The following is a 25,022-nucleotide window of genomic DNA, read 5'->3' as shown; positions in this document are numbered from 1 at the left end:
CCCAACCCCACACCCCCACCCCGGATCACCAACCCCACCCGCCGCGGCCTCGCCGCCCTCGCCGGGGTCGCCCTGGCCGCGACCTCGCTCACCGCCATCGCCCTGACCGGCACCGCCACCCCGGCCCGCGCCGCCGGGCTGTCCCCGTTCGACATCACCGGCCGCGGCGCCACCGTTCCGTTCACCGAGCAGGAGGCGGAGCGGGCCACGTACACCGGCACCCGGATCGGGCCGGACCGGCGCTACGGCACCCTGCCCTCGGAGGCGTCCGGCCGGGAGGCGGTGACCCTCGACGCCGTCGGCGAGTACGTCGAGTTCACCCTCAGCAAGCCGGCCGACGCGATCACCTTCCGGTACAGCCTCCCGGACAACGCCGCCGGCACCGGCCGGGACGCCAGCATCGACCTGCGCGCCAACGGCACGCTGGTCAAGTCGGTGCCGGTCACCTCCCGGTACGGCTGGTACTACGGCGGCTACCCGTTCAACAACAACCCGGGCGACAACAACCCGCACCACTTCTACGACGAGGCCCGCGCCCTGTTCGGCACCACCTACCCGGCCGGTACGAAGATCCGGCTCCAGGTCTCCTCGACCGCGCAGTCGCCCACCTTCACCATCGACCTGGCCGACTTCGAGCTGGTCGGCGGCCCGATCGCCAAGCCCGCCGGCGCGCTCGACGTGGTCACCGACTTCGGTGCCGATCCGACCGGCGCCACCGACTCCACCGCGAAGTTCCAGGCCGCCGTGAACGCCGGGCGGGACCAGGGCAGAACCGTGTGGATCCCGGCCGGCACGTTCACGCTCTGGGACCACGTGGTCGTCGACCGGGTGACCCTGCGCGGCGCCGGCCCGTGGTACTCGGTGCTCGGCGGCCGGCACCCCACCGACCGCCGGCGCGCCGCCGGCATCTACGGCAAGTACGTCGCCGGAGGTGGCTACGGCGGTGAGATCCGGTCGCAGGAGGCCGGCGGCCCGAGCCGCAACGTCACGCTGCGGGACTTCGCGATCATCGGCGACATCCGGGAGCGGGTCGACGAGGACCAGGTCAACGCCCTGGGCGGGGCGCTGTCCGACTCGGTGGTGGACAACCTGTGGTTGCAGCACACCAAGGTCGGTGCCTGGATGGACGGGCCGATGGACAACTTCACCATCCGCAACAGCCGGATCCTCGACCAGACCGCCGACGGGGTGAACTTCCACTGGGGTGTCACCAACTCCACGGTCACCAACACCTTCGTCCGCAACACCGGCGACGACGGCCTGGCCATGTGGGCGCAGAACGTGCCGAACGTCAACAACTCGTTCACGCACAACACCGTCGGCGTCACGATCCTGGCGAACAACCTGGTCACGTACGGCGGCCGGAACATCTCGATCACCGACAACGTCACCGCCGACTCGGTCACCAACGGCGGCGGCATCCACATCGCCAACCGCTACCCCGGGGTGAACGGGCCGACCGCGGTGGCCGGCACGATCACCGTCGCCCGCAACACGATGATCCGTAACGGCAACTCCGACTACAACTGGAACTTCGGCGTCGGTGCGCTGTGGTTCGACGGACTGAACGAGCCGCTCCAGGGTGCCACCATCAACGTCACCGACACCGATATCCTGGACAGCTCGTACGCGGCGCTGCAGTGGATCGAGGGACAGAGCAGCGGCATCAACCTGAACAACGTCCGGATCGACGGTGCCGGCACGTTCGCGCTGCAGGTGCAGGCGCCCAGCCAGGTGAGCTTCACCAACGTCCGGGCCACCGGCATCGCGCAGACCAACCCGATGTACAACTGCGTGGGCGGCTCGTTCCAGATCAGCCAGGGCGCCGGCAACTCGGGGTGGTACTCGGCCAGCCCGTACTGCGGGCCGTGGCCGGAGCCGCAGTGGGGCAACGGCCCGTCCACCCCGCCGACCTCCACCAGCCCGACCCCGACGGCGAGCCCGACCCCGACGGCCAGCCCCACGCCGACCGCGAGCCCGACCCCGACGGCCAGCCCGACCCCGACCGTGCCGGCCGGCAACCTGGCCCTGGGCCGGCCGGTCAGCGAGACCAGCCACACCGACGTGTACCCGGCCGGCAACGCGGTGGACGGGAACGCGAACAGCTACTGGGAGAGCGCCAACAACGCGTTCCCGCAGTCGATCACCGTCGACCTGGGCAGCGCCCTGCCGGTCGCCCGGGTGGTGCTGAAGCTTCCGCCCGCCGCCGCCTGGCAGACCCGTACCCAGACGCTGTCCGTGCTCGGTTCGACGAACGGGTCGAACTGGAGCACCCTCCGCTCGTCCGCCGGGTACGTCTTCAACCCGGCCACCGGCAACACGGTGTCGATCCCGCTGCCCAGCGGCGCCCGCCGGTTCGTGCGGTTGACGTTCACCGGCAACACCGGCTGGCCGGCCGGCCAGGTCGGTGAGTTCGAGGTCTACGCCTCCTGACCGGTGCGGCGGGGGCCGGCAGCGGACCGGCCCCCGCCGCGCACCCACCCCGCACCCACCCCACCCCGCACCCACCCCACCTCCACACCCACCCCACACACCTCGCCACGTTTCCGGAAGAAGGTGTCCATCCACCATGTCCAGATTCCGTACCCGCGCCATCGCGGCGCTCGCCGCGGTCGGCCTGGTCGCCGCCGCGGCCCCCGCCGGGTCGGCGGCAGCGGCCCCGCCCCAACCCGCCGCGGCCCTCGCCGCCAGCACCAACCTCGCGCTGGGCCGCACCATGACCGCGAGCAGCCACGCCGACGTCTACGTGGCCGGCAACGCCAACGACGGGAACGCCGCCAGCTACTGGGAGAGCACGAACAACGCGTTCCCGCAGTGGATCCAGGTCGACCTGGCCGCGGCCACCAGCGTCAACCAGGTCGTGCTCAAGCTGCCGACCGGCTGGGGAGCCCGCAACCAGACGCTGACCGTGCAGGGCAGCACCAACGGGTCGAGCTTCAGCACCCTGGTCGGCTCGGCCTCGTACGCCTTCAACCCGTCCACCGGCAACACCGTGACGATCAGCCTGGCCACCGCCAGCACCCGGTACGTGCGGGCGCTGTTCACCGCGAACACCGGCTGGCCGGCCGGGCAACTGTCCGAACTGGAGGTCTACGGCCCCGGCGGGACCACCGATCCGCCGCCGCCCACCGGCGCGAACCTGGCGCTCGGCAAGCCGATCACCGCCTCCTCCACCGAGTACCTCTACGCCGCGACCAACGCCAACGACGGCGACCTGGCGACCTACTGGGAGGGCGCGCCGGGGGCGTACCCGAGCACGCTTACCGTCGCGCTCGGGGCGAACGCCAGCATCAGCGGCATCGTGGTGAAGCTGAACCCGGACTCCGCCTGGGGACCGCGTACCCAGACCTTCCAGGTGCTCGGCCGTGAGCAGTCGGCCAGCGGCTTCGGCAGCCTGGTCGGCTCGGCCACGTACTCCTTCTCGCCGGCCAGCGGCAACACCGTGACCATCCCGGTCAGCGCGACCGCCGCGGACGTCCGGCTCCAGTTCACCGCCAACTCGGGCGCCGGCAACGGCCAGGTCGCCGAATTCCAGGTGCTCGGCACCCCCGCGCCGAACCCCGACCTGACCGTCACCGCGCTGACGAGCAGCCCGGCCGCACCGTCCGAGACCGACCCGGTCACCCTGTCGGCCACCGTCCGCAACGCCGGCACCGCCGCCTCGCCCGCCACCGCGGTCAGCTTCTACCTGGGTACGACGAAGGTCGGCACCGCAAACGTCGGCGCGCTGGCCGCCGGGGCGTCCAGCACGGTGTCCGCGGGCATCGGAGTCCGGGCCGCCGGCAGCTACGAGATCACCGCCACGGTCGACGAGGCCAACACGGTGGTCGAGCAGGACGAGACGAACAACAGCCGTACGGCCTCGCTCACGGTCGGCGCGGTGCCCAGCTCCGACCTGGTCGCCGGCGCGGTCACCTGGTCGCCCAGCGCCCCCAGCGCCGGCGCCACGGTGACCTTCTCGGTGTCGATCCGCAACGCCGGCACGATCGCCTCGGCCGGCGGCGCGCACGGCATCACCCTCACCGTGCTCTCCGACACCGGCGCCACCCTGCGCACCCTCACCGGCTCGTACAGCGGCACGCTGGCGGCCGGCGCGACCAGCCCGGCGGTCAACCTCGGCACCTGGACGGCGGCCAACGGGCGCTACACCGTCCGGGTGGTGCTCGCGGCCGACGCCAACGAACTGCCGGCCAAGCAGCAGAACAACACCTCGGAACGGCCGCTGTTCGTGGGCCGCGGCGCCAACCTGGCGTACGACATGTACGAGGCCGAGGACGGCCGGATCGGCGGCGGGGCGCAGGTGGTCGGGCCGAACCGGACCATCGGCGACCTGGCCGGCGAGGCGTCCGGACGCCGGGCGGTCACCCTCAACAGCACCGGCGCGTACGTCGAGTGGACCACCCGGGCGGCCACCAACACCCTGGTCACCCGCTTCTCCATCCCGGACTCGGCCGGTGGCGGCGGGATCGACGCGACGCTGAACATCTACGTCAACGGCGTGCTGCACAAGCCGATCAACCTGACCTCCAAGCACATCTGGCTCTACGGCGCCGAGGCGAGCCCGAGCGACTCGCCGAGCGCGGGCGCACCGCGGCACATCTACGACGAGGCCAACGTGATGCTGAACTCCACGGTGCCGGCGGGCGCGACCATCCGGTTGCAGAAGGACGCGGCCAACACCAGCCGGTACGCGATCGACTTCATCAACACCGAACTGGTGTCGCCGCGGGCCAACCCCGACCCGGCGCGCTACGTCGTACCCACCGGGTTCGGCCAGTCCGACGTGCAGAACGCCCTGGACAAGGTGCGGATGGACACCACCGGCAACCTGATCGGGGTCTACCTGCCGGCGGGCACCTACGAGACCGCGCAGAAGTTCCAGGTGTACGGCAAGGCGGTACGGGTGATCGGGGCGGGCATGTGGTACACCCGCTTCCAGACCCCGCCGAGCCAGCAGAACACCGACGCGGGCTTCCGGGTGGAGTCCTCGGCCAGCGGCTCGACCTTCGCGCACCTGGCGTTCTTCGGCAACTACACGAACCGGATCGACGGCCCGGGCAAGGTCTGGGGCGAGCTGCGGGACGTGGACAACCTGACCCTGGACAGCGTCTGGGTCGAGCACACCGTCTGCGCGTACTGGGGCGTGAGCGTCAGCGGGCTGACCATCCGGGACAGCCGGTTCCGGAACACCTTCGCCGACGCGGTCAACATGACCAACGGCAGCACCAACAACCTGGTCACCAACTCGGAGGGGCGCTCCACCGGTGACGACGCGTTCGCGCTGTTCTCGGCCACCGACCAGGGCGCCGGAGAGGGCAACCACGGCAACGTGTTCGAGAACCTGTCCGCCACGCTCACCTGGCGGGCGGCCGGGATCGCCGTGTACGGCGGCTACGACAACGTGTTCCGCAACCTCTACATCGCCGACCAGCTCACCTACTCGGGGGTGACGATCAGCTCGCTGGACTTCGGCTACCCGTTCGTCGGGTTCGGCGCGAACCCGCCGACCCGGTTCGAGGACGTGTCGCTGGTCCGCTCCGGCGGGCACTTCTGGGGCAACCAGACGTTCCCGGCGATGTGGCTCTTCTCCGCCTCGAAGGAGTTCCGCGGTATCCGGATCTCCAACGTCGACATCGTCGACCCGACGTACTCGGGAATCATGTTCCAGACCAACTACTCCGGCGGCCAGCCGCAGAACCCGATCACCGACACGGTCTTCACCAACGTGTCGATCTCCGGTGCCCGGCGCAGCGGTGACGCCTTCGACGCCAAGTCCGGCTTCGGGATCTGGGTGAACGAGATGCCCGAGGCCGGCCAGGGTCCGGCGGTGGGCTCGGCCAGCTTCACCAACCTGCGGCTGAGCGACAACTACCAGGACATCAGGAACACCACCAGCACGTTCACCATCAACCGGAACTGATCCGGGCCGGGCCGCCGGGACCACCGTCCCGGCGGCCCGGTGGCTTCCCGCGGGGAAGCTACCGACCGCGACGCCGCTCGGCCGCCGTGGCGCCGGGTTCGGCGCGGCGCTCGGCCGCCGCGGCGCCGGGTTCGGCGCGGCGCTCGGCCATCGCCGTGCCGAGTTCGGCGCGCCGGGAGATGCCGAGCTTGCGGTAGACCCGGGCCAGGTTGGCCTCCACCGTCTTCGGGCTGATGAACAGCGCGTCGGCGATGGCCCGGTTGGTGCCGCCCCGGGCGGCCAGCCCCGCCACCCGCTGCTCGGTCGCGGTGAGTTCGGTGGGCGCCGACACCCGGCCGGCGACCCGGACCAGCTCCGCCCGCGCCCGCTCGGCGAAGGCGCCGGCGCCGAGCGCCACGAACTCCGCGACCGCCGCCTCCAGCGCCTCGCGGGCCGGCCGCTTGCGGCGCGCCCGGCGGTGCGCCACCCCCGCCACCAGCAGGCAGCGGGCCCGGTCCAGCGGCAGCACATCCGCCGGTACGTCCGCACGCGCCGCGGCCAGCTCGGCCAACTCCTCGGCCGGATCCTCGCCGGCGGCGCCGCGCAGCAGGACCCGACCACGGGCCAGACCCAGCGCCGTCCACGGCCGGGGCAGCCGGGCGTGCCGCTCGGCGAGCCGGTCGAGCACCGCGGCGGCCGTGCCGGTGTCGCCGGCACCGACGCACGCCTCGATCCAGTCCGGTTCGAACCGCAACGCGATCGGCTCGACCACCCCCGAGCCGGCCAGCGCCGTCGCGAGCTGGCCGTACGCGCTCGCGGCGGCGCCCATCCGGCCCGCGGAGAGCGCGACCAGCCCGGCCAGTTGCAGGTTGATCCGCCGCGCCCACGGGTTGCCCAGCTCCTCGGCGCGGCGCAGGCCGGCCTCGGCCGCCGCGCCGGCCGGGGCGAGGTCACCCCGGTAGGCGTCGAGCGTGCCGGCCAGCCACGTCTCGGCGGCCAGCCCGGAGCCCACCTGCTCGCCCAGCTCGCGGGCCGCCACGATGTGCCGCTCGGCGGCGGCGAACCGGGCCGCCAGCAGCTCGGTCTCACCCAGGTGGGTGAGCAGTTCGTGCTGCCACGGTTCGTCGCCGCGGGCCACCGCCCGGTCGAACATGCCGGCCAGCCGGGTCCGGGCCCGATCGTGGTCGTCCACCGCCTTCCACCAGATCGCCGGCACCGTGCCGGAGAGCCAGGCCGGTTCGCCGTCCTCCAGAGCCAGCGCCCGGTCGAGCAGTTCGGTGCGGGCGGGCCGACCGGCCCGCACCTCGTGGAAGAACAGGTGCAGCAGCGAGCCGATCAGCAGGTCCCGGTCGCCGGAGCCGGCCGGCAGCAACGCGAGCGCGCTCTCGGCGTGCCGCCGCCCCGGTTCGGGTTCGTCCCAGAACAGCGCCAGGTGCGCGTGGATGCGTCCGGCCAGCGGCGTGCCGGGCCGGGCCGCCGCGAGCGCCCGGTCGGCGACCGCCAGGGTGGTGCCGAGGTCGTCCGCGGCCCAGCCGACCATCGCGCGCAGCAGCAGCGCCTCGGCCCGCTGGTCGCCGGTCAGCCCGGCCGCGGCCAGCTCGGCCGCCGCGCCCGCGGCACCGAAGTCGCCGCTGTCGAAGCGGCTCCGCACGGCGGCGAGCTGCCACCGGCCGCGATCGGCGCCGGAGGCCGGCGGGGTCAGCTCGGCGGCCCGCTCGTACAGCTCGGTCGCGGCCTCGCAGGCGCCACGGGCGCGCTGCCGGTCGGCCGCCCGGGCCAGCTCCGCCGCGACCCGCGGATCCGGCGCGATCGTGCACCGGGCGAGCTGGCGGGCGCGTTCGTCCGGATCCGTCACGGCCGCGGCCAGCCGTTGCCGCAGCCGCCGGCCGATGCCCGGCGGGATGCCGGCGCGGATGGCCGCCGCGTACGCCGGATGGGCGAAGCACACCCGGTCGGTCACCGTGACCAGCCCCGCCTCCTCGGCCGGGTCCAGCGCGCTGGCCGGTACGCCGGCCGCCGCGAGATCGCCGAGCGTCGGCACGGCCAGCAGGGCGGCCAGCCGGACCGCGTCCCGGGTGCCCTCCGGCAGCGTGCGGAGCGTGTCGGTGAGCAACTGCTGGGTGGACGAGGCGACCGGCAGGTCGTCACCCGGGCGGGGCGGGCTGGGCAACCGGAGCACCGCGCGGGTCATCTCGATGGCCAGCAGCGGGTTGCCGCCGGCGTCCCGGGCGATCCGGGCCAGCAGCGGGCGGCTGAGCGTACGCCCCAGCCGGGATCGCAGGATGTGGTGCAGCGCGGCCACCCCGAGCGGCGTGACGCCGAACCGGCGGACCGGCCCGCCGGCCGGGATCTCGTCCAGCCCGAGCGGCACCGGCGCCTCGCCCGCGTCCTCGGTGCGGCGGCTGACCAGCACGGCCGGCCGGACCGCGAGCCGGCGCAGCGCGAACCGCAGGCACCGTTCGCTCGGTGGATCCAGCCAGGGCGCGTCGTCCACGGCGAGCAGCACCGGCCGGTCCGCACCGGCCAGCGCCGCGGCCAGCAGGGAACGGGTGGCGGCGCCGACCGCCCGCTCGTCGATGGCGACGCTCGGATGGGCGGCCAGCAGGGCGACCTCGGCCGCCATCCGCTGCGGCGGCGGCAGCGCCGCTATCCCGTCGGCGAGTGGTCCGAGCAGGTCGGCGAGGGCCGCGAAGGGCAGGGCGGTCTCGGTCTCGGTCGGCGCGCAGGCCAGCACGAGCCAGCCGGCCCGGTCCGCCGTGTCGACCAGGGCCTGCCAGATCGCCGTCTTGCCGATCCCGGCCGGACCCTCCAGCAGGACGTGGCTGCCGCGCTCGAGCGCCCGCCGGGCGCGGTCCAGCACCGGGTCCCGACCGACCAGGTCCGGCCGGGACCGTTCCCGGCCGCCCGTGTCCCGGCCGCCCGTGTCCCGGCCGGCCAGCGAGGCATCCACGGCCGGATCATGGCATGCCCCGGCAACAACGATCCAACCCAGGAGGGTCAGACCGGCGGGCGGCCGCAGATGGGAGAGTTCGGGATGACCTCTGAGTTGCGGTAGACCGTGCTCCGGGTGCTGATGCCGTGTTCGGTGCTGATCGGGGGGATCGGCCGGCCCGTGACGGGTGTCAGCAGGCTGAGGAACTTGTTGATCACCTTCACCACGGGCTCCAGGATGCGGTAGCCGATGCCGAACACCGCGTGCACGCCCAGCCCCACCCCCCGGCACTGCGCGTACGGCGCACCCAGCGCCGAGCCCAGCGTGCTCCCGTACGCGGTGGTCAGCTCGAAGTAGACACCCGCGGTGAACAGGAACGCACTGATCCCCACCGTGAACCGCACGCCGTGCTCGATCACCAGGCCCATCACCCCGACCGGGACTCCGGTGAGCGAGTTGAGCAGGCTGGCCCGGCGCTGCACGTTCGTGCTCACCCGCGGGCCGAAGCGCCCGCCGGCGTACCCGAAGCCGAGCGACCCGGCCAGGGAGAACTCCCCGGACCCCTTGATCGTGCCCAGCTTGGCGCCGAACGCGGTCCGTACGGCCAGGGTCTGACTGACCGTGAAGCTGAGCGGGATCCCGATCACCTGACCGATCGGGAACGACAGGTCCACCCCGACCGGGAACGCCTTGCGGTGGTTCTGCCCGTCCTGGATGCCGGCCTCGAACTCCACCTTGATGCCGAACCCGCCGCTGATCTCCAGCTCGGCCCGGGTCACCGTGCCGCCCCCGATGGCGAGGTGGAAGGTGGCGTCCGGGCGCCGGAAGGTGAGCGTGGTGGTGCCGGCCAGCCGGACCCCGCCGTCGTCGTACCCGAAGTGGACCCCGACGCCGTCGGTGCAGCAGCTCGAATAGACCGAGTAGCCGTGCGACCTGGTGGTGACCCCGCCGCCACCGCGCTGCGGGGGCGGCTGGTCGCCGCCGGCCCGCAGCGGCACGCGGACCGCCGGTCCGGCCCGGCCGGCCCGGCTCGGCGGCGCGGGTTCGTCCTCGGCCCAGAACGGCTCGCCGGCCGGGTAGATCACCGGCTCGTCGAGGGCGATGCCCTTCCTGTCGAAGGTGCCGTCCCGGATCACCTCGGTGATGTCCACCGGGCCGACCGTCACCAACAGGTCCCGGCCGTCGTGCCCGACATCGAGCACCCGGCCCACGGCGCGCCCGGTCAGGAACATGACCTTGCCGGGCGTCAGCTCACCCGCGCGGCCGGCCCGCCCGTCGATGCGCCAGGTCAGCCCGTCGGCACTCACCGACCGGATCGACCGGCCGCCCCCGCCGACGATCACCACGTCCGGCTGGAGGGTGACGCCCGGACCGGGCGCCGGCGGAGCGCCGTACCGCAGGTCGTCCTGGCCGGTGCCGCCCGGGGACCCGGACCCGTCCGGGCGCCCGGGGCCGCAGCCGGCGAGCAGGACCAGCGCGGCCACCGCGCCCGCGAGCAGCGCCCGCGCCCGGCGCGGACCGCCGGGCGGCGGTGCCGTGGCCCGCCTCGCCCGCAGGACCCGGGTACGCGCCGGGCGCACGCCTGTCACATCCGGCCGGCGGCGGCGCGCGCGGCGGCCGTCAGCGGCCCGCGGTTCTCCGCCGGGTCGTTGAGCCGGACCAGCCGGATGGACACCCAGACGCCGGACCGGGCGAAGAACGCGTTCCCGTCCTCCAGGTAGCCCTCGTCACCGGCGCCGGTCAGCGGCGTCAGCTCGTGGCCCAGCTCGCGGTCGACGTCCAGCATCTTCTTGGCGCCGTCCCCGACGTACACCTCCACCTGCGCGGTCGGCCCGCTCACCGGGGCGGTGTAGGTGCAGGTCTCGCGGACCGCGATCGGGTCGTCCAACGGCGTACCGGCCAGCTTCTCGGCGTCCGCCCTGGGCAGCAACGCGCAGGCGTCGGGCAGTTCGGCCGGTGCCGGCTCATCGTCCGCGGTGGGCGCGGCCGGTTCGTCGCTGGCGACGAGGTCGGGCGGGAAGGCCGGTGCGGCGGTTCCGGCGTCGTCGCCGGCCCGGCCGCAGCCGGCCAGCACCGCCAGCAGGGCGAGCGCGAGCAGGGGGCGGGACCGGCGCACGGGGTGGGACGAGGACATGGCGGCGGCTCCGATCAGGCCAGGATCTTGTCGAGGATGGCGCGCAGGGTCCGCTCGTACCGGTCCAGGTCGAAGCTGAAACTGCTCATCGTCACGGTGTAGGCGCCCTGATCGGAGATCAGCACGGCCTCGGCCCGGATGTCCTTGGCCGCCAGGTACGCCCGGTCCCCGGCTTCGAGATCGATCACCCGGTCGTACTGCGGGTCGGCCTGCTGGCGCTGGTAGTCGTAGGTCGCCTCGCCGGCCAGCTTCGAGGAGGTGGTGATGCTGAGGCTGGCCACCCCTTGCCGTCGCCGAACGAGCATTTGCCCTCCTCGACAAGCTTCCGGCCGACCAGCTCCGAGATGTCGGCCGCGCTGAACGGACACGCGGGCGGGGCCGCCGCCGCGCCGCCGTCGAGCAGGCCGCCGTCCGTGCCGTCATCGCCGTCGGCCACCGGGTCCGAACCGATGATCGACGGCCCGTCGCCGGCCGAGCAGGCCACCGGGGCCAGCAGGGCGAGCAGGAGTACGGGCACCGCCAGACGTCGCATCTCATTCCTCCGTCACCGTGATGCGGACCGGTCACCGCAACGGGGCGCCGGTCACGGCTGCGACGCTACGGACGGGCCGGGACCGAGGAATCGGGGTTTTCCCTACGCGGCCGGCCCGGACACGGGATCGCAATTCGTGACAGGGGGTCGGACTACCCTGGTGGCGTGGCAGATCCGTCGACGTACCGCCCCGCTCCCGGCACCATTCCGGAGTCGCCGGGTGTCTACCGCTTCCGGGACGCCACCGGCCGGGTGATCTACGTCGGCAAGGCGAAGAACCTGCGCAGCCGCCTCAATTCCTACTTCGCCGACCCGTGGGGACTGCACCAGCGCACCCGGCAGATGGTCACCACCGCCGCCGCGGTGGACTGGATCACGGTGGGCACCGAGGTCGAGGCGCTCCAGCAGGAGTTCACCTGGATCAAGCAGTACGACCCGCGCTTCAACGTGCGCTACCGGGACGACAAGTCCTACCCCTACCTGGCGGTCACCCTGGACGAGGAGTTCCCCCGGCTACAGGTGATGCGCGGCGCCAAGCGCAAGGGGGTGCGCTACTTCGGGCCGTACTCGCACGCCTGGGCGATCCGCGAGACGCTCGACCTGCTGTTGCGGGTCTTCCCGGCGCGCACCTGCTCGTCCGGGGTGTTCAAGCGGGCCGGCCAGGTCGGCCGGCCGTGCCTGCTGGGCGACATCGGCAAGTGCGCGGCGCCCTGCGTGGGCCGGGTGACGGCCGCCGAGCACCGGCAGATCGTCGACAACTTCTGCGACTTCATGGCCGGCCGCACCGACACGATGGCCCGCCGGCTGGAGCGGGAGATGACCGAGGCCAGCTCGGCGCTGGAGTTCGAGCTGGCGGCCCGGCTCCGGGACGACCTGGCGGCGCTGCGCCGGGCCACCGAGAAGCAGGCCGTGGTGCTCGGTGACGGCACCGACGCCGACGTGGTGGCCTTCGCCGAGGATCCGCTGGAGGCGGCCGTGCAGGTCTTCCACGTCCGCGACGGCCGGGTACGCGGCCAGCGCGGCTGGGTGGTGGAGAAGGTTGAGGAGCTGTCCACCGGCGATCTGGTGCACCACTTCTGCACTCAGGTCTACGGCGCCGAGCACGGCGAGGCGGACGTGCCGCGCGAACTGCTGGTGCCGGCGCTGCCGGCCGACGCGGACGCCCTGGCCGACTGGCTGTCCGGCAAGCGGGGCAGCCGGGTCGCGCTGCGGGTGCCGCAGCGGGGCGACAAGCGGACCCTGCTGGAAACCGTCGGCCGCAACGCCGCCGAGGCGCTGACCCGGCACAAGCTGCGCCGCTCGGGCGACCTGACCACCCGCGGCCAGGCCCTCGACGAGCTGGCCGAGGCGCTGGGCCTGGCCACCGCGCCGCTGCGGATCGAGTGCTACGACGTGTCGCAGATCCAGGGCACCGACGTGGTGGCCAGCATGGTGGTGTTCGAGGACGGGCTGCCGCGCAAGGGCGAATACCGGCGGTTCGCCATCCGGGGCGCCACCGACGACCTGTCGGCGCTCTCCGAGACGCTGCGCCGCCGGTTCGCCCGCTACCTGGACACCCGGGCCGAGACCGGCGAGATCGGCGACGAGACCGCGGTCGACCCCGACCGGCCGGGCATCGACCCCACGACCGGCCGGCCGCGCAGGTTCGCGTACCCGCCGCAGTTGGTGGTGGTGGACGGCGGCCAGCCGCAGGTCGCCGCCGCGGCGGCGGTGCTGGCCGGGCTGGGCATCGACGACATCGCGCTGTGCGGGCTGGCCAAGCGGATGGAGGAGGTCTGGCTGCCCGGCGACGACTTCCCGGTGATCCTGCCGCGCGGGTCCGAGGCGCTCTATCTGATGCAGCGGGTCCGCGACGAGGCGCACCGGTTCGCCATCACCTTCCACCGGCAGCGCCGCTCCAAGCGGATGACTGCGTCCGGGCTGGACGACGTGCCGGGCCTGGGTGAGGTACGCCGCAAGGCGCTGCTGCGGCACTTCGGGTCGGTGAAGCGGCTGGCCGCGGCCGGCGTCGACGAGATCACCGAGGTGCCCGGGATCGGCCGGCGGACCGCCGAGGCGATCCTGGCCGCGCTGAGCGAGAGCCCGACCCCCGGCACGCGCGGCGGGCGGTCTACCGGTTAGATGTCCGGGTGGCTGTCCGAATTGATGTCGACGCCGTCCGCGCCGCCGCCGGGGCGTCGGTCGCCGAAGCGGCCGACAAGCTGCTGGCCGGGGGTGCGCTCGCCCAGATCCAGCCGGCCGGTGGGGGCGCCAGCAGCGTCGCGCGGGCCGACGCGCAACCGCCGTACGAGGTGTGGGTGGGCGTCACCGCCGACGGGTTCACCGTCGAGTGCGACTGCGCCGAATCCGTCCCCGACGGGCTGTGCTCGCACGGCGTGGCGCTGACCATGGCCGCGCTCCGGGAGGACTTCGCATGGTCGTCGTCGGCCACGCCGCCCTCGGGCGTACCCCTGGATCCGCAGGTACGGCACCTGGCTGAGGTCGCCAGCGGCGTTCCGGCCCGCCGGCTGGCCCTGCTGGTCGCCGAACACGCGGCCACCGACCGCCGCCTGGCGGCCCGGCTGCTGGCGTACGCGGACCGGGCCGGACCGTCGAGCGACGCCGAGCTGGACGCGGTGCGCGAGACGCTGGACGGCGCCGCGGCCGGCGCCGTGTCCGGCCGCTGGCAGCTGCACGACATCGTGCAGGCGGGCCGGTGCATGATCGAGGAGCTGGCCGTGCTCGCCGAGCGTCCGCCGACCGACGGCGCGTTGCTGGTCGTCGAGCACGCCGCGCGGCTGTGGGACTCGCTCGCCGTTCACCTGCATGACGCGTACGCGGTCCGCGACACCGACCCGGCCGAGATCGGCGACGAGCTGCGGGCCATCCACGTCCAGCTCTGCGAGGACGTGCAGCCGGACCCGGACGAGTTGATCGGGCGGCTGCTGGACATCGTCGCGGCCGCCGACGGCCTCTCGTGTCTGGACGCTCCCGAGGACTACCTGCCCGTGGTGGGCCGGACCGGCGTGACCGTCCTGGCCCGCCGCCACTGAGCGCTCATCCCAGCTCGGCCAGCTTGCGTTCGACCTCGGCGGCCAGCGGATCGTCGAGGTTGACCAGGGTGAGCAGCGCCGATGACCAGAGGTTCCGCGCCTCGTCGCGCCGGCCGTCGGCCAGTGCCGCGTCACCGGCGTGGTCCGCCGCGATTGCCGCGTGCCGTTTGTCGCCCAGCCGGCCGAACCGCTCCCCGGCCCGGGAGAGCACCGTGAACGCGCCGACGTTGTCGGCGGCCTGGCGTAGTGCCTGCCCGAGGTGCAGTTCGACGAGGGCCTGGCTCCAGGCGTTGTCGAGCCGGCGGAAGATGGCCGTCGCCGACTCGTACGCGTTGATCGCCTCGGCGGAGCGCCCGAGACCGCGGAAGGCGTTGCCGAGACTCATCAGGGAGAGCCCCTCGCCGCGCTCCTCACCCAACTCCCGGAACATGTCAAGCGATCCCTCGGCGAACTCGATCGCGGCCTCGAACTGTCCGGAGTCCTCGTGCACGAGCCCGCGGCCGCGTAGTGCGAAGCCCGCTGTCCACCGGTCACCCGCGTCCTGACCCGCCGCGAGCGCCGCGGAGTAGTGATGCAGCGCCTGGTCGAGCTGCCTGCGGTCCCAGTACGCGTCACCGAGGCAGAGCAGGAGCAAGCCCTCGGCCACCCGGTCGTCGTGACGTCGGGCGCACCGCAGGCCGATCAGGTGACTGTCCACCCAGCTGTTCCAGTACGACCGCCGTTCGAAGAAGGCCATGCAGGCGAGGGCGGTCTGCCAGGCGTACGCGTGGTTTCCGGTGGCCTCGGCCAGGCGGATGATGTCCAGCAGGTTCAGCCGTTCCGCCTCGCACCACCGCAACGCCTCGTCAAGGTCCCCGAAGAGGAGGTCCCCGTCGGTCACCGCCAATCCTGGGACCGGCCGACCCTGCGGGAGGATGATCCGGTACGCGGCGTAGGCGCGATCCAGATACCAGCGGAGGATCCGGTCACGTGCGCGCTCCACCTCGTCGGCCGTCTCGTCGAGTCGGGACCGCTCCACCGCGTACAACCGCAACAGGTCGTGCAGCCGGTACCGGTGTGCGCCCACCCGGCCGAGCAGGTGGACGCCCACCAGTGAGTCGAGGCTTCGCCGTGCGGCCGATACGGGTACGGCGGCCAGCTGTGCGGCCGCCGGCACGGACAGATCAGCGCCGGGGTGCAGTCCCAGGAGCCGGAACATCCGGGCGTTCTCGGGCGACAACGCCCGGTACGACCAGGAGAAGATCGTGCGTACGGCCGACAGCTCGTCATCCTGGACGGCCAGGGCGTCCAGCCGTCCGCCCTCCTCCCGCAATTCTCGTACGTAGTCGGCGAGTTCGGTCTCCGGGTTCGCGATGATCCGGTCGGCCACGATTCGCAGCGCGAGTGGAAGCTGCGAGCAGAGGGCTGCCAGCTCCATGGCCGACCGGGGGTCGGCGTCCACTCGCGGCGTGCCCGCCGTCGCCCGTAGCAGCCGTACCGAGTCGGCCGGGGTCAGGATGTCCAGCGTCGCGCGGATGGCGCCGTCCCGTACGGCCAGCCCCGAAAGTCGGCTGCGACTCGTGACGATCGCCATGCAACTCGGCGCGGCGGGCAGCAGGGGCCGAACCTGTTCGGCGCTGGAGGCGTTGTCGAGCAGCACGAGCATCCGTCGGCCGGTGGTGAGCGACCGGTAGAGCGCGGCTCGGTCGTGCAGGTCCACCGGAATCTTCTCTGGCGGTACGTCCATGGCGCGCAGGAAGCCCTCCAGCGCCTCCTGCGGTGTCAACGGCGGCACCGCGTCGTAGCCGCGGAGGTTGATGTAGAGGTCGCCGTCGGGAAAGCGTTCCCGGACGCGATGTGCCCAGTGCACGGCAAGCGCCGTCTTGCCCACCCCGGCGCTGCCGGAGATGGTGGTGATCGTCACCACCGGCAGTGTGTCGCCGACGCTTCGTAGCTCGGCCTCGTCGAGCAACGAGTCGAGCTGATGGATGTGTACCTCACGGTCCACAAAGCCCTTTGTCGCCGGGGGCAGTTGGCGCGGCGACGGCAGCCCGGTCTCGTTGACCACCCGGAAGTGGATGCCACCGAAGACCTGTCCGGCCTGTACGACGCCGCCGGCCTGGCCCGCGAATTCGTTCACGGTGCTGTCGTCCCGCGCGGTCATGACGGGCCGACCGACCGCGAAGCGAGAAACTGTTCCCGCAGCAGCCCCATCAGTAGGACGTCGTGTCGGCGTCCGGCCAGGTATTCCTGTTCACGGAGCAGACCCTCACGGACGAATCCGAGCCGGGCGTGGAGTCGGATCGAGGCAACGTTCGTGTCGTGGATCTCGACCAGACACTTGTGGTAGCGCCGTTCGGCGAACATGTATCGGAGGATCATGAGCGCCGCCTCGGTCGCGTAGCCCCGGCGTCGATGTGCGCTGGCGATGGCTACCCCGTAGCTGAACGTGCCGGTGCGCAGGTCCGGGCGGCGGGTGGAGACGGCGCCGACCATGCCCGGCTCCGCGTGCCGTTCGACGGCCAGCGCGAAGCGGTCACCCTCGACGCTCTGGAGTGCGAGTCCTTCCAGCTCCCGCCGCAACTGACCGGCCGACTGCGGCGGTTCCACCCGGAACACGGCGCGTGCGTCGTCGCTGTCGGAAAGGAAGTCGCGGTAGTACCGCTCGTCGGTCGGCTCGATCGCTCGCAGCCGTACGAGGTTTCCAGCCCAGAGGGAGCCCATCCGTCAGCCTGTCCGTCTGCCGGAGGTCAGGATGTCCGTGCGTGCGGACTGCGCAGTCGGACGGCCGTGGCCCAGGCGGCGTCCCGCCAGCGACAGTGCTGGGAGACCGTGGTCGGATCCTCGGACGTCGTGAATCCGAGAAATCGATCGTCGTCCGCGAAGTGCAGGAACGCCACGAGCCGTGAGTCGAAGAGCCAGAAGTCGTGGTCCGGCAGGTCGAGCCGGCCGGCGTCGGTCCGAAGGAGAAACCTGATGTCCTCGCCCGCCTCGAGGTTGTACGGCGTCACGGACATCTCGAACCGCAGGTAGTCGCTTGGCGGATCATCGACCACCCGGACGCGCTCCACCCGTTTGCCGAGCGAGGTCTGCGCTCGCATCGTGTCGAGCCAGGGCCGTAGCCATTCGATTCCGGGATCCTCGCCGCGTAGAAATTGCTGATAGGGAAGATCCTCCGACGTTACGCCGTAGGATCTCCTTACTTCGAGTTTGAAGGCGGTGTGGTCGAAATCGGCAAACAGGGAATCGAACGCGTCGGGGTCGGTGATGATGTTCGGCATCCCTAGCCTTTCTGGGCAAACCAGGACATTAGCTCCCTCGGTACAACGACGAACCTCTCGTTTGGAAGCACGTCACGGAGCTGTGCAAGGGCCTCGGGGTCGGTGAGTTCGTGGCCCTGGACCACGATGTCCCCATTGTCGGTCTCGTAGAGGCTGGGGCAGGATCCGGCATTGCTCGACGTGGTGAGAAAGCGTAGCTTCATCGGCTCCTCCTGGCGAGTTTCGTGAAAAAAGTATATGAGACACTGTCGCGATCGGCAATCGGTGATAAAGGCGCAAGTTGCAATTTGCGAAATGGCCGTGGCGACCATTTCACGATCGTTGCCCGGGGCGTCGGTGGCTGCGTCCACCTGCCGGCTCCTGGTCGGATCGGAGCGGTGGGGTGGATCCTCGGGTGGTGTCCCGACGGCTCACCCCTGGCGCGATACAGTCGCAGCTTGACCGCGCGGGGGTGGGTCGGCTGGGGGGCAGGCTGGTGAGCGAGATGCGTACGGCGCCGGGGCCGCACGGGACACACGGCGGTGACGTGGCCGGCGAGCCCGAGCGGGACACCACCCTGGTGGTGGTGACCGGTGTCTCCGGCGGCGGGCGCAGCACCGTGGCGCGGGCCCTGGAGAACGTCGGTTTCTACGTGGTGGACAACCTGCCGCAGGCGCTCATGCTGGACATGGCGGAGCTGGCGTTGCGGGCCGGCGGCGCGGCCCGGCGTACCGCGATGGTGCTGGACGTGCGCAGCCGGGCCTTCTCGACGGACCTGGCCGAGGCGATCCGCGCGCTCAAGGAGCGCGGGTTCAGCCCCCAGGTGGTGTTCGTGGACGCGGACGACGAGGTGCTGATCCGGCGGTTCGAGAGTGTCCGGCGGTCGCACCCGTTGCAGGGGGACGGCCGGCTGGCCGACGGCATCGCCGTGGAACGCGGCCTGCTGGAGGAGGCCCGCGACCTGGCCGACGTGATCATCGACACCAGCCACCTCAACGTGAACCAGCTTCGCAGCCGGGTGGAGGAGCTGTTCGGCGGCGAGGATGCCCGCCGGCTGCGGGTGACGGTGCTGTCCTTCGGGTTCAAGTACGGCCTGCCGCCGGACGCCGACTACGTGATGGATGCCCGGTTCCTTCCCAATCCGTACTGGGTGCCCGAGTTGCGCGAGCACACCGGTCGGGACAGGGACGTCAGCCGGTACGTCCTGGACCAGCCCGGTGCGGTGGGCTTCGTGGCGACGTACGCGCGGTTGATCGGGGAGACGGCGCCCGGCTTCGAGCGGGAGGGCAAGCGCTACCTGACGGTGGCGGTCGGCTGCACCGGCGGCAAGCACCGCAGCGTGGCCATCGCCGAGGAACTGGCCGAGCAGCTCCGCGAGCTGCGGCTGTCCGCGCACGCCCACCACCGCGACCTGGGGCGGGAATGACGACGGCGCCGGGTGGCGCCGGCCGCTCCGGCGACACCGGTACGTCCCGTGGGGCCGACCGTACGCCCGGCGGCGGTACGGGCGGCGGCGGTACGGGCGGCGGCGGTACGGGCGGCGGCCGTGTGCCCGGCGGCGACCGTCCGCCCCACCGGCTCCGGGTGGTGGCGTTCGGCGGTGGGCACGGGTTGGCCGCGTCGCTGCGTGCGCTGCGCCGCTGCGCCCCGGAGCTGGACCCGGACATCACCGCGGTGGTGACGGTCGGCGACGACGGCGGGTCGAGCGGCCGGTTGCGGGCCGAGCGTGGCGCCCTGCCCCCCGGCGACCTGCGGCAGGCGCTGGCCGCGCTGGCCGCCGACGAGCCGGCGGCCCGGCGCAGCGCCGAACTGTTCCAGCACCGCTTCGCCGCCGGCCAGGCCAATTCCACCACCGCCGACCCGCTGGCCGGGCACGCCGTGGGCAACCTGGTGCTGTGTGGCCTGATGGAGCTGCTCGGCGATCCGGTGGCGGCGTTGGAGCACGCCGGCGGGATGCTCGGCGCGGTCGGGCGGGTGCTGCCGATGTCCTGTACGCCGGTCGGGATCGAGGCGTCGGTCCGCGGGGTGGACCCGGCCCGCCGGTCGCAGACGGTGATCGTGCGCGGACAGCACGCGGTGGCCGTAACCCGGGGCGGGTGGAGTCGTTGAGACTGTCGCCGGTTGCCCCGCCAGCGTGCCCCCAGGCCCTTGCGGCGGTAGCCGAGGCCGATTGGCTGATTTTCGGCCCGGGCAGTTGGTACACGAGCGTCATCCCGCACCTGTTGGTGCCCGAGTTGGCCGCGGCGATCGTCGCCAGCCCGGCCAGACGGCTGGTCACGCTCAACCTGGCGGCGGAGAAGGAGACCCTCGGATTGTCGGTCGCCGATCACCTCGCGGCGCTGCGGTGGTACCTGCCGGGCCTGACGGTCAACCTGGTTCTCGCCGATGCCAAGGCGGTTGGCGATCCCGAACCGGTCGAGCGTGCGGCAGAATCACTGGGCGCCCGGCTCGTGCTCGCCCCCGTGGCCGTCTCGGACGGCACACCCCGGCACGACCCGGCCGCTCTGGGCGCCGCGCTGGTGCCTCTCCTTGGCGCCGATCGTTAAGCACGTACGGATTCCCGGCATCATGCCGGAACGGGCACACGAGGTGACGACACGATGGCGATGACGGCGGCGGTCAAGGACGAGCTCAGCCGGGTCGACGTGCCCAAACCCTGCTGCCGGCGGGCCGAGATGGCGGCCCTGCTGCGGTTTGCGGGCGGCCTGCACATCGTCTCCGGCCGGGTCGTCGTGGAGGCGGAACTGGACACCGGGGCGGTGGCCCGGCGGCTGCGCCGGGAGATCGCCGAGGTGTACGGCTATTCGAGCGAGATTCACGTACTCGCCTCGGGCGGTCTGCGCAAGGGCAGCCACTACATCGTCCGGGTGGTCAAGGACGGCGAGGCGCTGGCCCGGCAGACCGGCCTGCTCGACGTGCGGGGCCGGCCGGTACGCGGGCTGCCGCCGCACGTGGTGGCGGCCAGCGTCTGCTGCGCGGTGGCCGCCTGGCGGGGCGCGTTCATGGCGCACGGGTCGCTCACCGAGCCCGGCCGCTCCAGCGCGCTGGAGATCACCTGCCCCGGTCCGGAGTCGGCGTTGGCCCTGGTGGGCGCCGCCCGCCGGATCGGCATCGGGGCCAAGGCCCGCGAGGTGCGCGGGGTGGACCGGGTGGTGGTCAAGGACGGCGACGCGATCGCCGCGCTGCTCACCCGGATCGGCGCGCATTCCAGCGTGCTGGCCTGGGAGGAGCGTCGGGTACGCCGGGAGGTGCGGGCCACCGCGAACCGGCTGGCCAACTTCGACGACGCCAACCTGCGGCGCTCGGCGAGGGCCGCGGTGGCGGCGGCGGCCCGGGTGACCCGGGCGCTGGAGATCCTGGCCGACGACGCGCCGGAGCACCTCACCTCGGCCGGCCGGCTGCGGCTGGAGCACCGGCAGGCGTCCCTGGAGGAGTTGGGCGCGCTGGCCGATCCGCCGCTGACCAAGGACGCCATCGCCGGCCGGATCCGCCGGCTGCTGGCGCTGGCCGACAAGCGTGCCCGGGATCTCGGCATCCCGGACACCGAGGCGGCGGTCACCCCCGACATGCTGGTGGTCTGAACCGACGTGTCCTGCGGCACGGATTGTGCCCCAGCGCAACGCGGCGGCGGGCGCTTCGATATCGTCAGAAGGTACGGCGATGAGGCCGACACGTTGGCTTCCTCGCCGGAGTCACCGCCTCGGGCGGACCGGTCGTCCCGACCGCGGCGAGGCGGCGATGACCAGCAGCGACGTTCGATCGGCCGGCGGGTGCCGCGGGTCCGGCGGGGCGCCGCTGGCGGGACCAGAATGCGAGGAGATGGGACCTGTGACCATCCGGGTTGGCATCAACGGCTTCGGCCGTATCGGCCGCAACTTCTTCCGGGCCGCGTTGGCCTCGGGCGCCGACATCCAGATCGTCGGTGCGAACGACCTCACCGACAACGGGACGTTGGCGCACCTGCTCAAGTACGACAGCATCCTCGGCCGGCTGTCCGAGGAGGTCAAGGCGAGCGCCGACGAGATCACGGTGGGCGGCCAGCACGTCAAGGTCTTCTCCGAGAAGGACCCGGGCAAGCTGCCCTGGGGTGACCTGGGCGTCGACATCGTGCTCGAATCCACCGGCTTCTTCACCGACGGCACCAAGGCCAAGGCGCACGTGGACGCCGGTGCCAAGAAGGTCATCATCTCGGCTCCGGCCAAGAACGACGACGTGACGGTGGTGATGGGGGTCAACCAGGACACCTACGACCCCGCCAAGCACACCATCATCTCCAACGCCTCGTGCACCACCAACTGCCTCGCGCCGCTGGCCAAGGTGCTCAACGACGCCTTCGGCATCGAGCGTGGGCTGATGACCACGATCCACGCGTACACGCAGGACCAGAACCTCCAGGACGGCCCGCACAAGGACCTGCGCCGGGCGCGTGCCGCGGCGCTGAACGTCGTGCCGACCTCGACCGGCGCGGCCAAGGCGATCGGCCTGGTGCTGCCGGAGCTGAAGGGCAAGCTGGACGGGTACGCGCTGCGGGTGCCGGTGCCGACCGGCTCGGCCACCGACCTGACGGTCGACCTGGGCCGCGCCGCCTCGGTGGAGGAGATCAACGCCGCCTACCGGGCCGCCGCGGACGGGCCGCTCAAGGGCATCCTCACCTTCACCGACGAGCCGATCGTCTCCGCCGACATCGTCACCGACCCGGCGTCGTGCATCTACGACTCCGGCCTGACCAAGGTGATCGGCACCCAGGCCAAGGTCGTCGGCTGGTACGACAACGAGTGGGGCTACTCCAACCGCCTGGTCGACCTGGTCAAGCTGGTGGGTAGCTCACTGTGAGCATCAAGAACCTCGACGACCTGCTCGCCGAGGGCGTCTCAGGTCGGCGCGTGCTGGTGCGCGCCGACCTGAACGTGCCCCTGGACAAGCAGACCGGCGCGATCACCGACGACGGCCGGATCCGGGCGGTGCTGCCCACCCTGACCGCGCTGCGCGACGCGGGCGCGGCCGTGGTGGTCTGCTCGCACCTGGGCCGGCCCAAGGGCTCGCCCGACCCGCAGTACAGCCTCGCGCCGGTGTCCCGGCGGCTCGGCGAGCTGCTGGGCTCGCCGGTGACGTTCGCCGAGGACACCGTCGGCCCGGCCGCGCAGTCGGCGGTCGCCGGGCTGGCCGGCGGCGAGGTGGCGTTGCTGGAGAACCTGCGCTTCAACGCGGGGGAGACCAGTAAGGACGAGGCCGAGCGGGGCGCCTTCGCCGACCAGTTGGCCGCGTTCGGCGAGGCGTACGTCGACGACGCGTTCGGCGCCGTGCACCGCAGGCACGCCAGCGTGTACGACGTGCCGGCCCGGCTGCCGCACTTCGCCGGCCGGCTCGTGCTGCGCGAGGTGGAGGTGCTGTCCCGGCTGACCGGGGACCCGGAGCGGCCGTACGTGGTGGTGCTCGGCGGGTCCAAGGTGTCCGACAAGCTGGCGGTCATCGAGGCGCTGCTGCCCAAGGTGGACCGGCTGCTGATCGGCGGCGGCATGTGCTTCACCTTCCTGAAGGCCCAGGGTCACCCGATCGGCACCTCGCTGTGCCAGGACGAGATGCTGGACACCTGTCGGGAGCTGCTGGCCCGGGCGGACGGCAAGATCCTGCTGCCGGACGACGTGGTGGCCGCCGCGGCGTTCGCGCCGGACGCCGCGCACGAGACGGTGCCGGCCGACGCGATCCCGCGCGACCGGGTCGGCCTGGATGTCGGCCCGCGCACCGTGGCGGCGTTCACCGCCGAGATCGAGGGCGCCCGCACCGTCTTCTGGAACGGTCCCATGGGCGTGTTCGAGATGGCCGCGTTCGCGGCCGGGACCCGCGGGGTGGCCGAGGCCATCGCCGGGATCAAGGGCTTCACGGTGGTCGGCGGCGGTGACTCGGCCGCGGCCGTGCGTGCGCTCGGCCTGAACGAGTCGTCCTTCGACCACATCTCCACGGGTGGCGGTGCCTCCCTGGAATACCTGGAGGGCAAGAGCCTTCCCGGCGTCGCTGCCCTGGAGAAGTGATGGCGGATCAGGTCCGCCGGCCGCTGATGGCCGGCAACTGGAAGATGAACCTCAACCACCTGGAGGCCATCGGCCTGGTCCAGAAGTTGGCGTTCAGCCTCAGCGAGCAGCAGCTCGCCGCGGTGGAGACGGTGGTGCTGCCGCCCTTCACCGACCTGCGCGGGGTGCAGACCCTGATCGAGGGGGACAAGCTCCAGCTCGGGTACGGCGCGCAGGACCTGTCGCCGTACCGGTCCGGGGCGTACACCGGGGACATCTCCGGCGCCATGCTGGCGAAGCTGGGCTGCTCGTACGTGGTGGTCGGCCACTCGGAGCGGCGCAGCCACCACCACGAGGACGACGCGGTGGTCAACGCGAAGGTGGCGGCGGCGCTGGCGAACGACCTCACCCCGATCCTCTGCGTGGGGGAGGGGCTGGAGGTACGCGAGGAACTGCGGCACGTGGCGCACTGCCGTGCGCAGCTCGACGCGGCGCTGCGTGGCCTCACCGCCGAGCAGGTCACCAAGGTGGTCGTGGCGTACGAGCCGGTCTGGGCGATCGGCACCGGCAAGACCGCCACCCCGCAGGACGCCCAGGAGGTGTGCGGGCAGCTCCGCCAGCGGATCGCCGAGACCTACGACCAGGCCACGGCCGACCAGGTCCGGATCCTGTACGGCGGCTCGGTGAAGGCGAACAACATCGCCTCGATCATGGCCCAGCCGGACGTGGACGGCGGCCTGGTCGGCGGCGCGAGCCTGGACGCCGAGGAGTTCGCGAACATCTGCCGCTTCCCGGAGCACATCACCCGCTGACGGGCCGCTATCCTTGACGAGCCCGCCCTCAGGTCGGTGCCGCTACGTGGTCGACGCCCGAGGCGAGGATCGGAACGAGAGGACTGACCGGACACCATGCCCACCTGGTTCGCGTACACGATGGTCGTGTTGCTGCTGATCACGAGCGTGCTGCTGACGCTGCTCATCCTGTTGCACCGCGGCAAGGGTGGTGGCCTTTCGAGCATGTTCGGCGGTGGCGTCAGCTCCAGCCTGGCCGGTTCGTCCGTTGCCGAGAGGAACCTCGACCGGTACACGGTGCTGGTGGGTGTTGTCTGGTTCGCCTCTATTGTCGGCATCGGCCTCTGGCTCAAGCTCCAGATGGCCGCCGGCGCTTCCTGACGCCCGGGACGGCCCCCGCGCCGTCCTGGCCGCCCCGAGGAACCGTTCCGGATCGGCCCGGAAAACCTCGAACC

Annotated in this window: 16 protein-coding genes and 2 pseudogenes; 10 read left to right on the top strand and 8 right to left on the bottom strand. The window is 72.4% G+C overall.

Going from position 1 to position 25,022, the window contains the following annotated elements; translation table 11 throughout:
* The first annotated feature begins 24 nt into the window (after nt 1–24).
* Nucleotides 25–5,920: pseudogene (locus tag CIK06_RS32575) on the top strand (discoidin domain-containing protein).
* Between the two features lie 58 nt (nt 5,921–5,978).
* Here the strand turns inward: CIK06_RS32575 and CIK06_RS19805 are convergent.
* The 4 genes from CIK06_RS19805 to CIK06_RS30220 are packed head-to-tail and all read right to left on the bottom strand — an operon-like array spanning nt 5,979 to nt 11,270.
* On the bottom strand, nt 5,979–8,849 hold the full coding sequence (locus CIK06_RS19805) for a LuxR family transcriptional regulator (protein WP_232533742.1): 2,871 nt from the start codon (nt 8,847–8,849) through the stop codon (nt 5,979–5,981).
* 47 nt (nt 8,850–8,896) lie between these two features.
* Nucleotides 8,897–10,411, bottom strand: a complete 1,515-nt coding sequence (locus CIK06_RS19800) for a hypothetical protein (protein ID WP_232533741.1) — start codon at nt 10,409–10,411, stop codon at nt 8,897–8,899.
* Between the two features lie 5 nt (nt 10,412–10,416).
* Nucleotides 10,417–10,965, bottom strand: coding sequence for a DUF3558 domain-containing protein (locus CIK06_RS19795; RefSeq protein ID WP_095566083.1), 549 nt, complete (start codon nt 10,963–10,965; stop codon nt 10,417–10,419).
* A gap of 14 nt (nt 10,966–10,979) precedes the next feature.
* On the bottom strand, nt 10,980–11,270 hold the full coding sequence (locus CIK06_RS30220; RefSeq protein ID WP_198347949.1) for a hypothetical protein: 291 nt from the start codon (nt 11,268–11,270) through the stop codon (nt 10,980–10,982).
* Nucleotides 11,271–11,662: 392 nt separating this feature from the next.
* Here CIK06_RS30220 and uvrC point away from each other — a divergent pair, with 392 nt between their 5' ends.
* Both uvrC and CIK06_RS19780 read left to right on the top strand, forming a co-directional pair.
* Nucleotides 11,663–13,618 carry an excinuclease ABC subunit UvrC gene (gene uvrC / locus CIK06_RS19785; protein ID WP_095566082.1) on the top strand — a complete coding sequence of 652 codons (1,956 nt, stop codon included), beginning with the start codon at nt 11,663–11,665 and terminating at the stop codon, nt 13,616–13,618.
* 8 nt (nt 13,619–13,626) lie between these two features.
* Nucleotides 13,627–14,529 carry a hypothetical protein gene (locus tag CIK06_RS19780; RefSeq protein ID WP_095566081.1) on the top strand — a complete coding sequence of 301 codons (903 nt, stop codon included), beginning with the start codon at nt 13,627–13,629 and terminating at the stop codon, nt 14,527–14,529.
* Nucleotides 14,530–14,533: 4 nt separating this feature from the next.
* Here the strand turns inward: CIK06_RS19780 and CIK06_RS19775 are convergent, their stop codons facing one another.
* From CIK06_RS19775 to CIK06_RS19760, 4 genes are read right to left on the bottom strand one after another with little or no spacing between them, the layout of a single operon-like run.
* Nucleotides 14,534–16,672 (bottom strand): tetratricopeptide repeat protein, encoded by a 2,139-nt coding sequence (locus CIK06_RS19775; RefSeq protein ID WP_095566080.1) that lies wholly within the window; start codon nt 16,670–16,672, stop codon nt 14,534–14,536.
* The gene (locus CIK06_RS19770; RefSeq protein WP_095566079.1) at nt 16,669–17,232 is read right to left on the bottom strand and encodes a GNAT family N-acetyltransferase; all 564 of its coding nucleotides are present in this window, start codon (nt 17,230–17,232) and stop codon (nt 16,669–16,671) included. The genes CIK06_RS19775 and CIK06_RS19770 overlap by 4 nt, the downstream gene beginning before the upstream one ends.
* A 26-nt stretch (nt 17,233–17,258) precedes the next feature.
* Entirely contained in the window at nt 17,259–17,789 is a 531-nt protein-coding gene (locus CIK06_RS19765) for a DUF6879 family protein (protein ID WP_095566078.1), read from the bottom strand.
* A 2-nt stretch (nt 17,790–17,791) separates the two neighbouring features.
* Entirely contained in the window at nt 17,792–17,992 is a 201-nt protein-coding gene (locus CIK06_RS19760; RefSeq protein WP_095567968.1) for a hypothetical protein, read from the bottom strand.
* 269 nt (nt 17,993–18,261) lie between these two features.
* Between CIK06_RS19760 and rapZ the strand changes: the two genes are divergently transcribed.
* The 7 genes and pseudogenes from rapZ (at nt 18,262) to secG (ending at nt 24,948) form a co-directional block, all read left to right on the top strand.
* Nucleotides 18,262–19,194, top strand: a complete 933-nt coding sequence (rapZ, locus tag CIK06_RS19755) for an RNase adapter RapZ (protein WP_369916235.1) — start codon at nt 18,262–18,264, stop codon at nt 19,192–19,194.
* 122 nt (nt 19,195–19,316) lie between these two features.
* Nucleotides 19,317–20,314 (top strand): annotated as a pseudogene (gene yvcK / locus CIK06_RS19750) (uridine diphosphate-N-acetylglucosamine-binding protein YvcK).
* Nucleotides 20,315–20,368: 54 nt separating this feature from the next.
* A complete protein-coding gene (gene whiA, locus CIK06_RS19745; RefSeq protein WP_095566077.1) occupies nt 20,369–21,349 on the top strand; it encodes a DNA-binding protein WhiA in 981 nt (326 codons plus the stop codon).
* A gap of 247 nt (nt 21,350–21,596) precedes the next feature.
* Complete coding sequence (gap, locus tag CIK06_RS19740; protein WP_095566076.1) at nt 21,597–22,601, top strand: type I glyceraldehyde-3-phosphate dehydrogenase; 1,005 nt, start codon at nt 21,597–21,599, stop codon at nt 22,599–22,601.
* Complete coding sequence (pgk, locus tag CIK06_RS19735) at nt 22,598–23,797, top strand: phosphoglycerate kinase (protein WP_095566075.1); 1,200 nt, start codon at nt 22,598–22,600, stop codon at nt 23,795–23,797. The genes gap and pgk overlap by 4 nt, the downstream gene beginning before the upstream one ends.
* Nucleotides 23,797–24,588 carry a triose-phosphate isomerase gene (tpiA, locus tag CIK06_RS19730; protein WP_095566074.1) on the top strand — a complete coding sequence of 264 codons (792 nt, stop codon included), beginning with the start codon at nt 23,797–23,799 and terminating at the stop codon, nt 24,586–24,588. Before pgk ends, tpiA begins: the two co-directional genes overlap by 1 nt.
* A gap of 96 nt (nt 24,589–24,684) precedes the next feature.
* Nucleotides 24,685–24,948: a preprotein translocase subunit SecG gene (gene secG, locus CIK06_RS19725; protein ID WP_095566073.1), complete on the top strand. Its 264-nt coding sequence runs from the start codon at nt 24,685–24,687 to the stop codon at nt 24,946–24,948.
* The last annotated feature ends 74 nt before the right edge of the window (nt 24,949–25,022 follow it).

The sequence above is a fragment of the Plantactinospora sp. KBS50 genome, from assembly GCF_002285795.1.
In the GTDB taxonomy this organism is placed as follows: Bacteria; Actinomycetota; Actinomycetes; order Mycobacteriales; family Micromonosporaceae; genus KBS50.
The sequence above is the reverse complement of the archived record's forward strand: the minus strand, read 5'-3'. Positions and strand labels throughout refer to the sequence as shown.

What these genes read in the sequence shown, in the direction of transcription:
- CIK06_RS19765 (WP_095566078.1), bottom strand. Translation starts at nt 17,789, where the DNA reads ATGCCGAACATCATCACCGACCCCGACGCGTTCGATTCCCTGTTTGCC.
- CIK06_RS19760 (WP_095567968.1), bottom strand. Translation starts at nt 17,992, where the DNA reads ATGAAGCTACGCTTTCTCACCACGTCGAGCAATGCCGGATCCTGCCCC.
- CIK06_RS19770 (WP_095566079.1), bottom strand. Translation starts at nt 17,232, where the DNA reads ATGGGCTCCCTCTGGGCTGGAAACCTCGTACGGCTGCGAGCGATCGAG.
- CIK06_RS19775 (WP_095566080.1), bottom strand. Translation starts at nt 16,672, where the DNA reads ATGACCGCGCGGGACGACAGCACCGTGAACGAATTCGCGGGCCAGGCC.
- CIK06_RS30220 (WP_198347949.1), bottom strand. Translation starts at nt 11,270, where the DNA reads ATGCTCGTTCGGCGACGGCAAGGGGTGGCCAGCCTCAGCATCACCACC.
- whiA (WP_095566077.1), top strand. Translation starts at nt 20,369, where the DNA reads ATGGCGATGACGGCGGCGGTCAAGGACGAGCTCAGCCGGGTCGACGTG.
- secG (WP_095566073.1), top strand. Translation starts at nt 24,685, where the DNA reads ATGCCCACCTGGTTCGCGTACACGATGGTCGTGTTGCTGCTGATCACG.
- CIK06_RS19795 (WP_095566083.1), bottom strand. Translation starts at nt 10,965, where the DNA reads ATGTCCTCGTCCCACCCCGTGCGCCGGTCCCGCCCCCTGCTCGCGCTC.
- tpiA (WP_095566074.1), top strand. Translation starts at nt 23,797, where the DNA reads ATGGCGGATCAGGTCCGCCGGCCGCTGATGGCCGGCAACTGGAAGATG.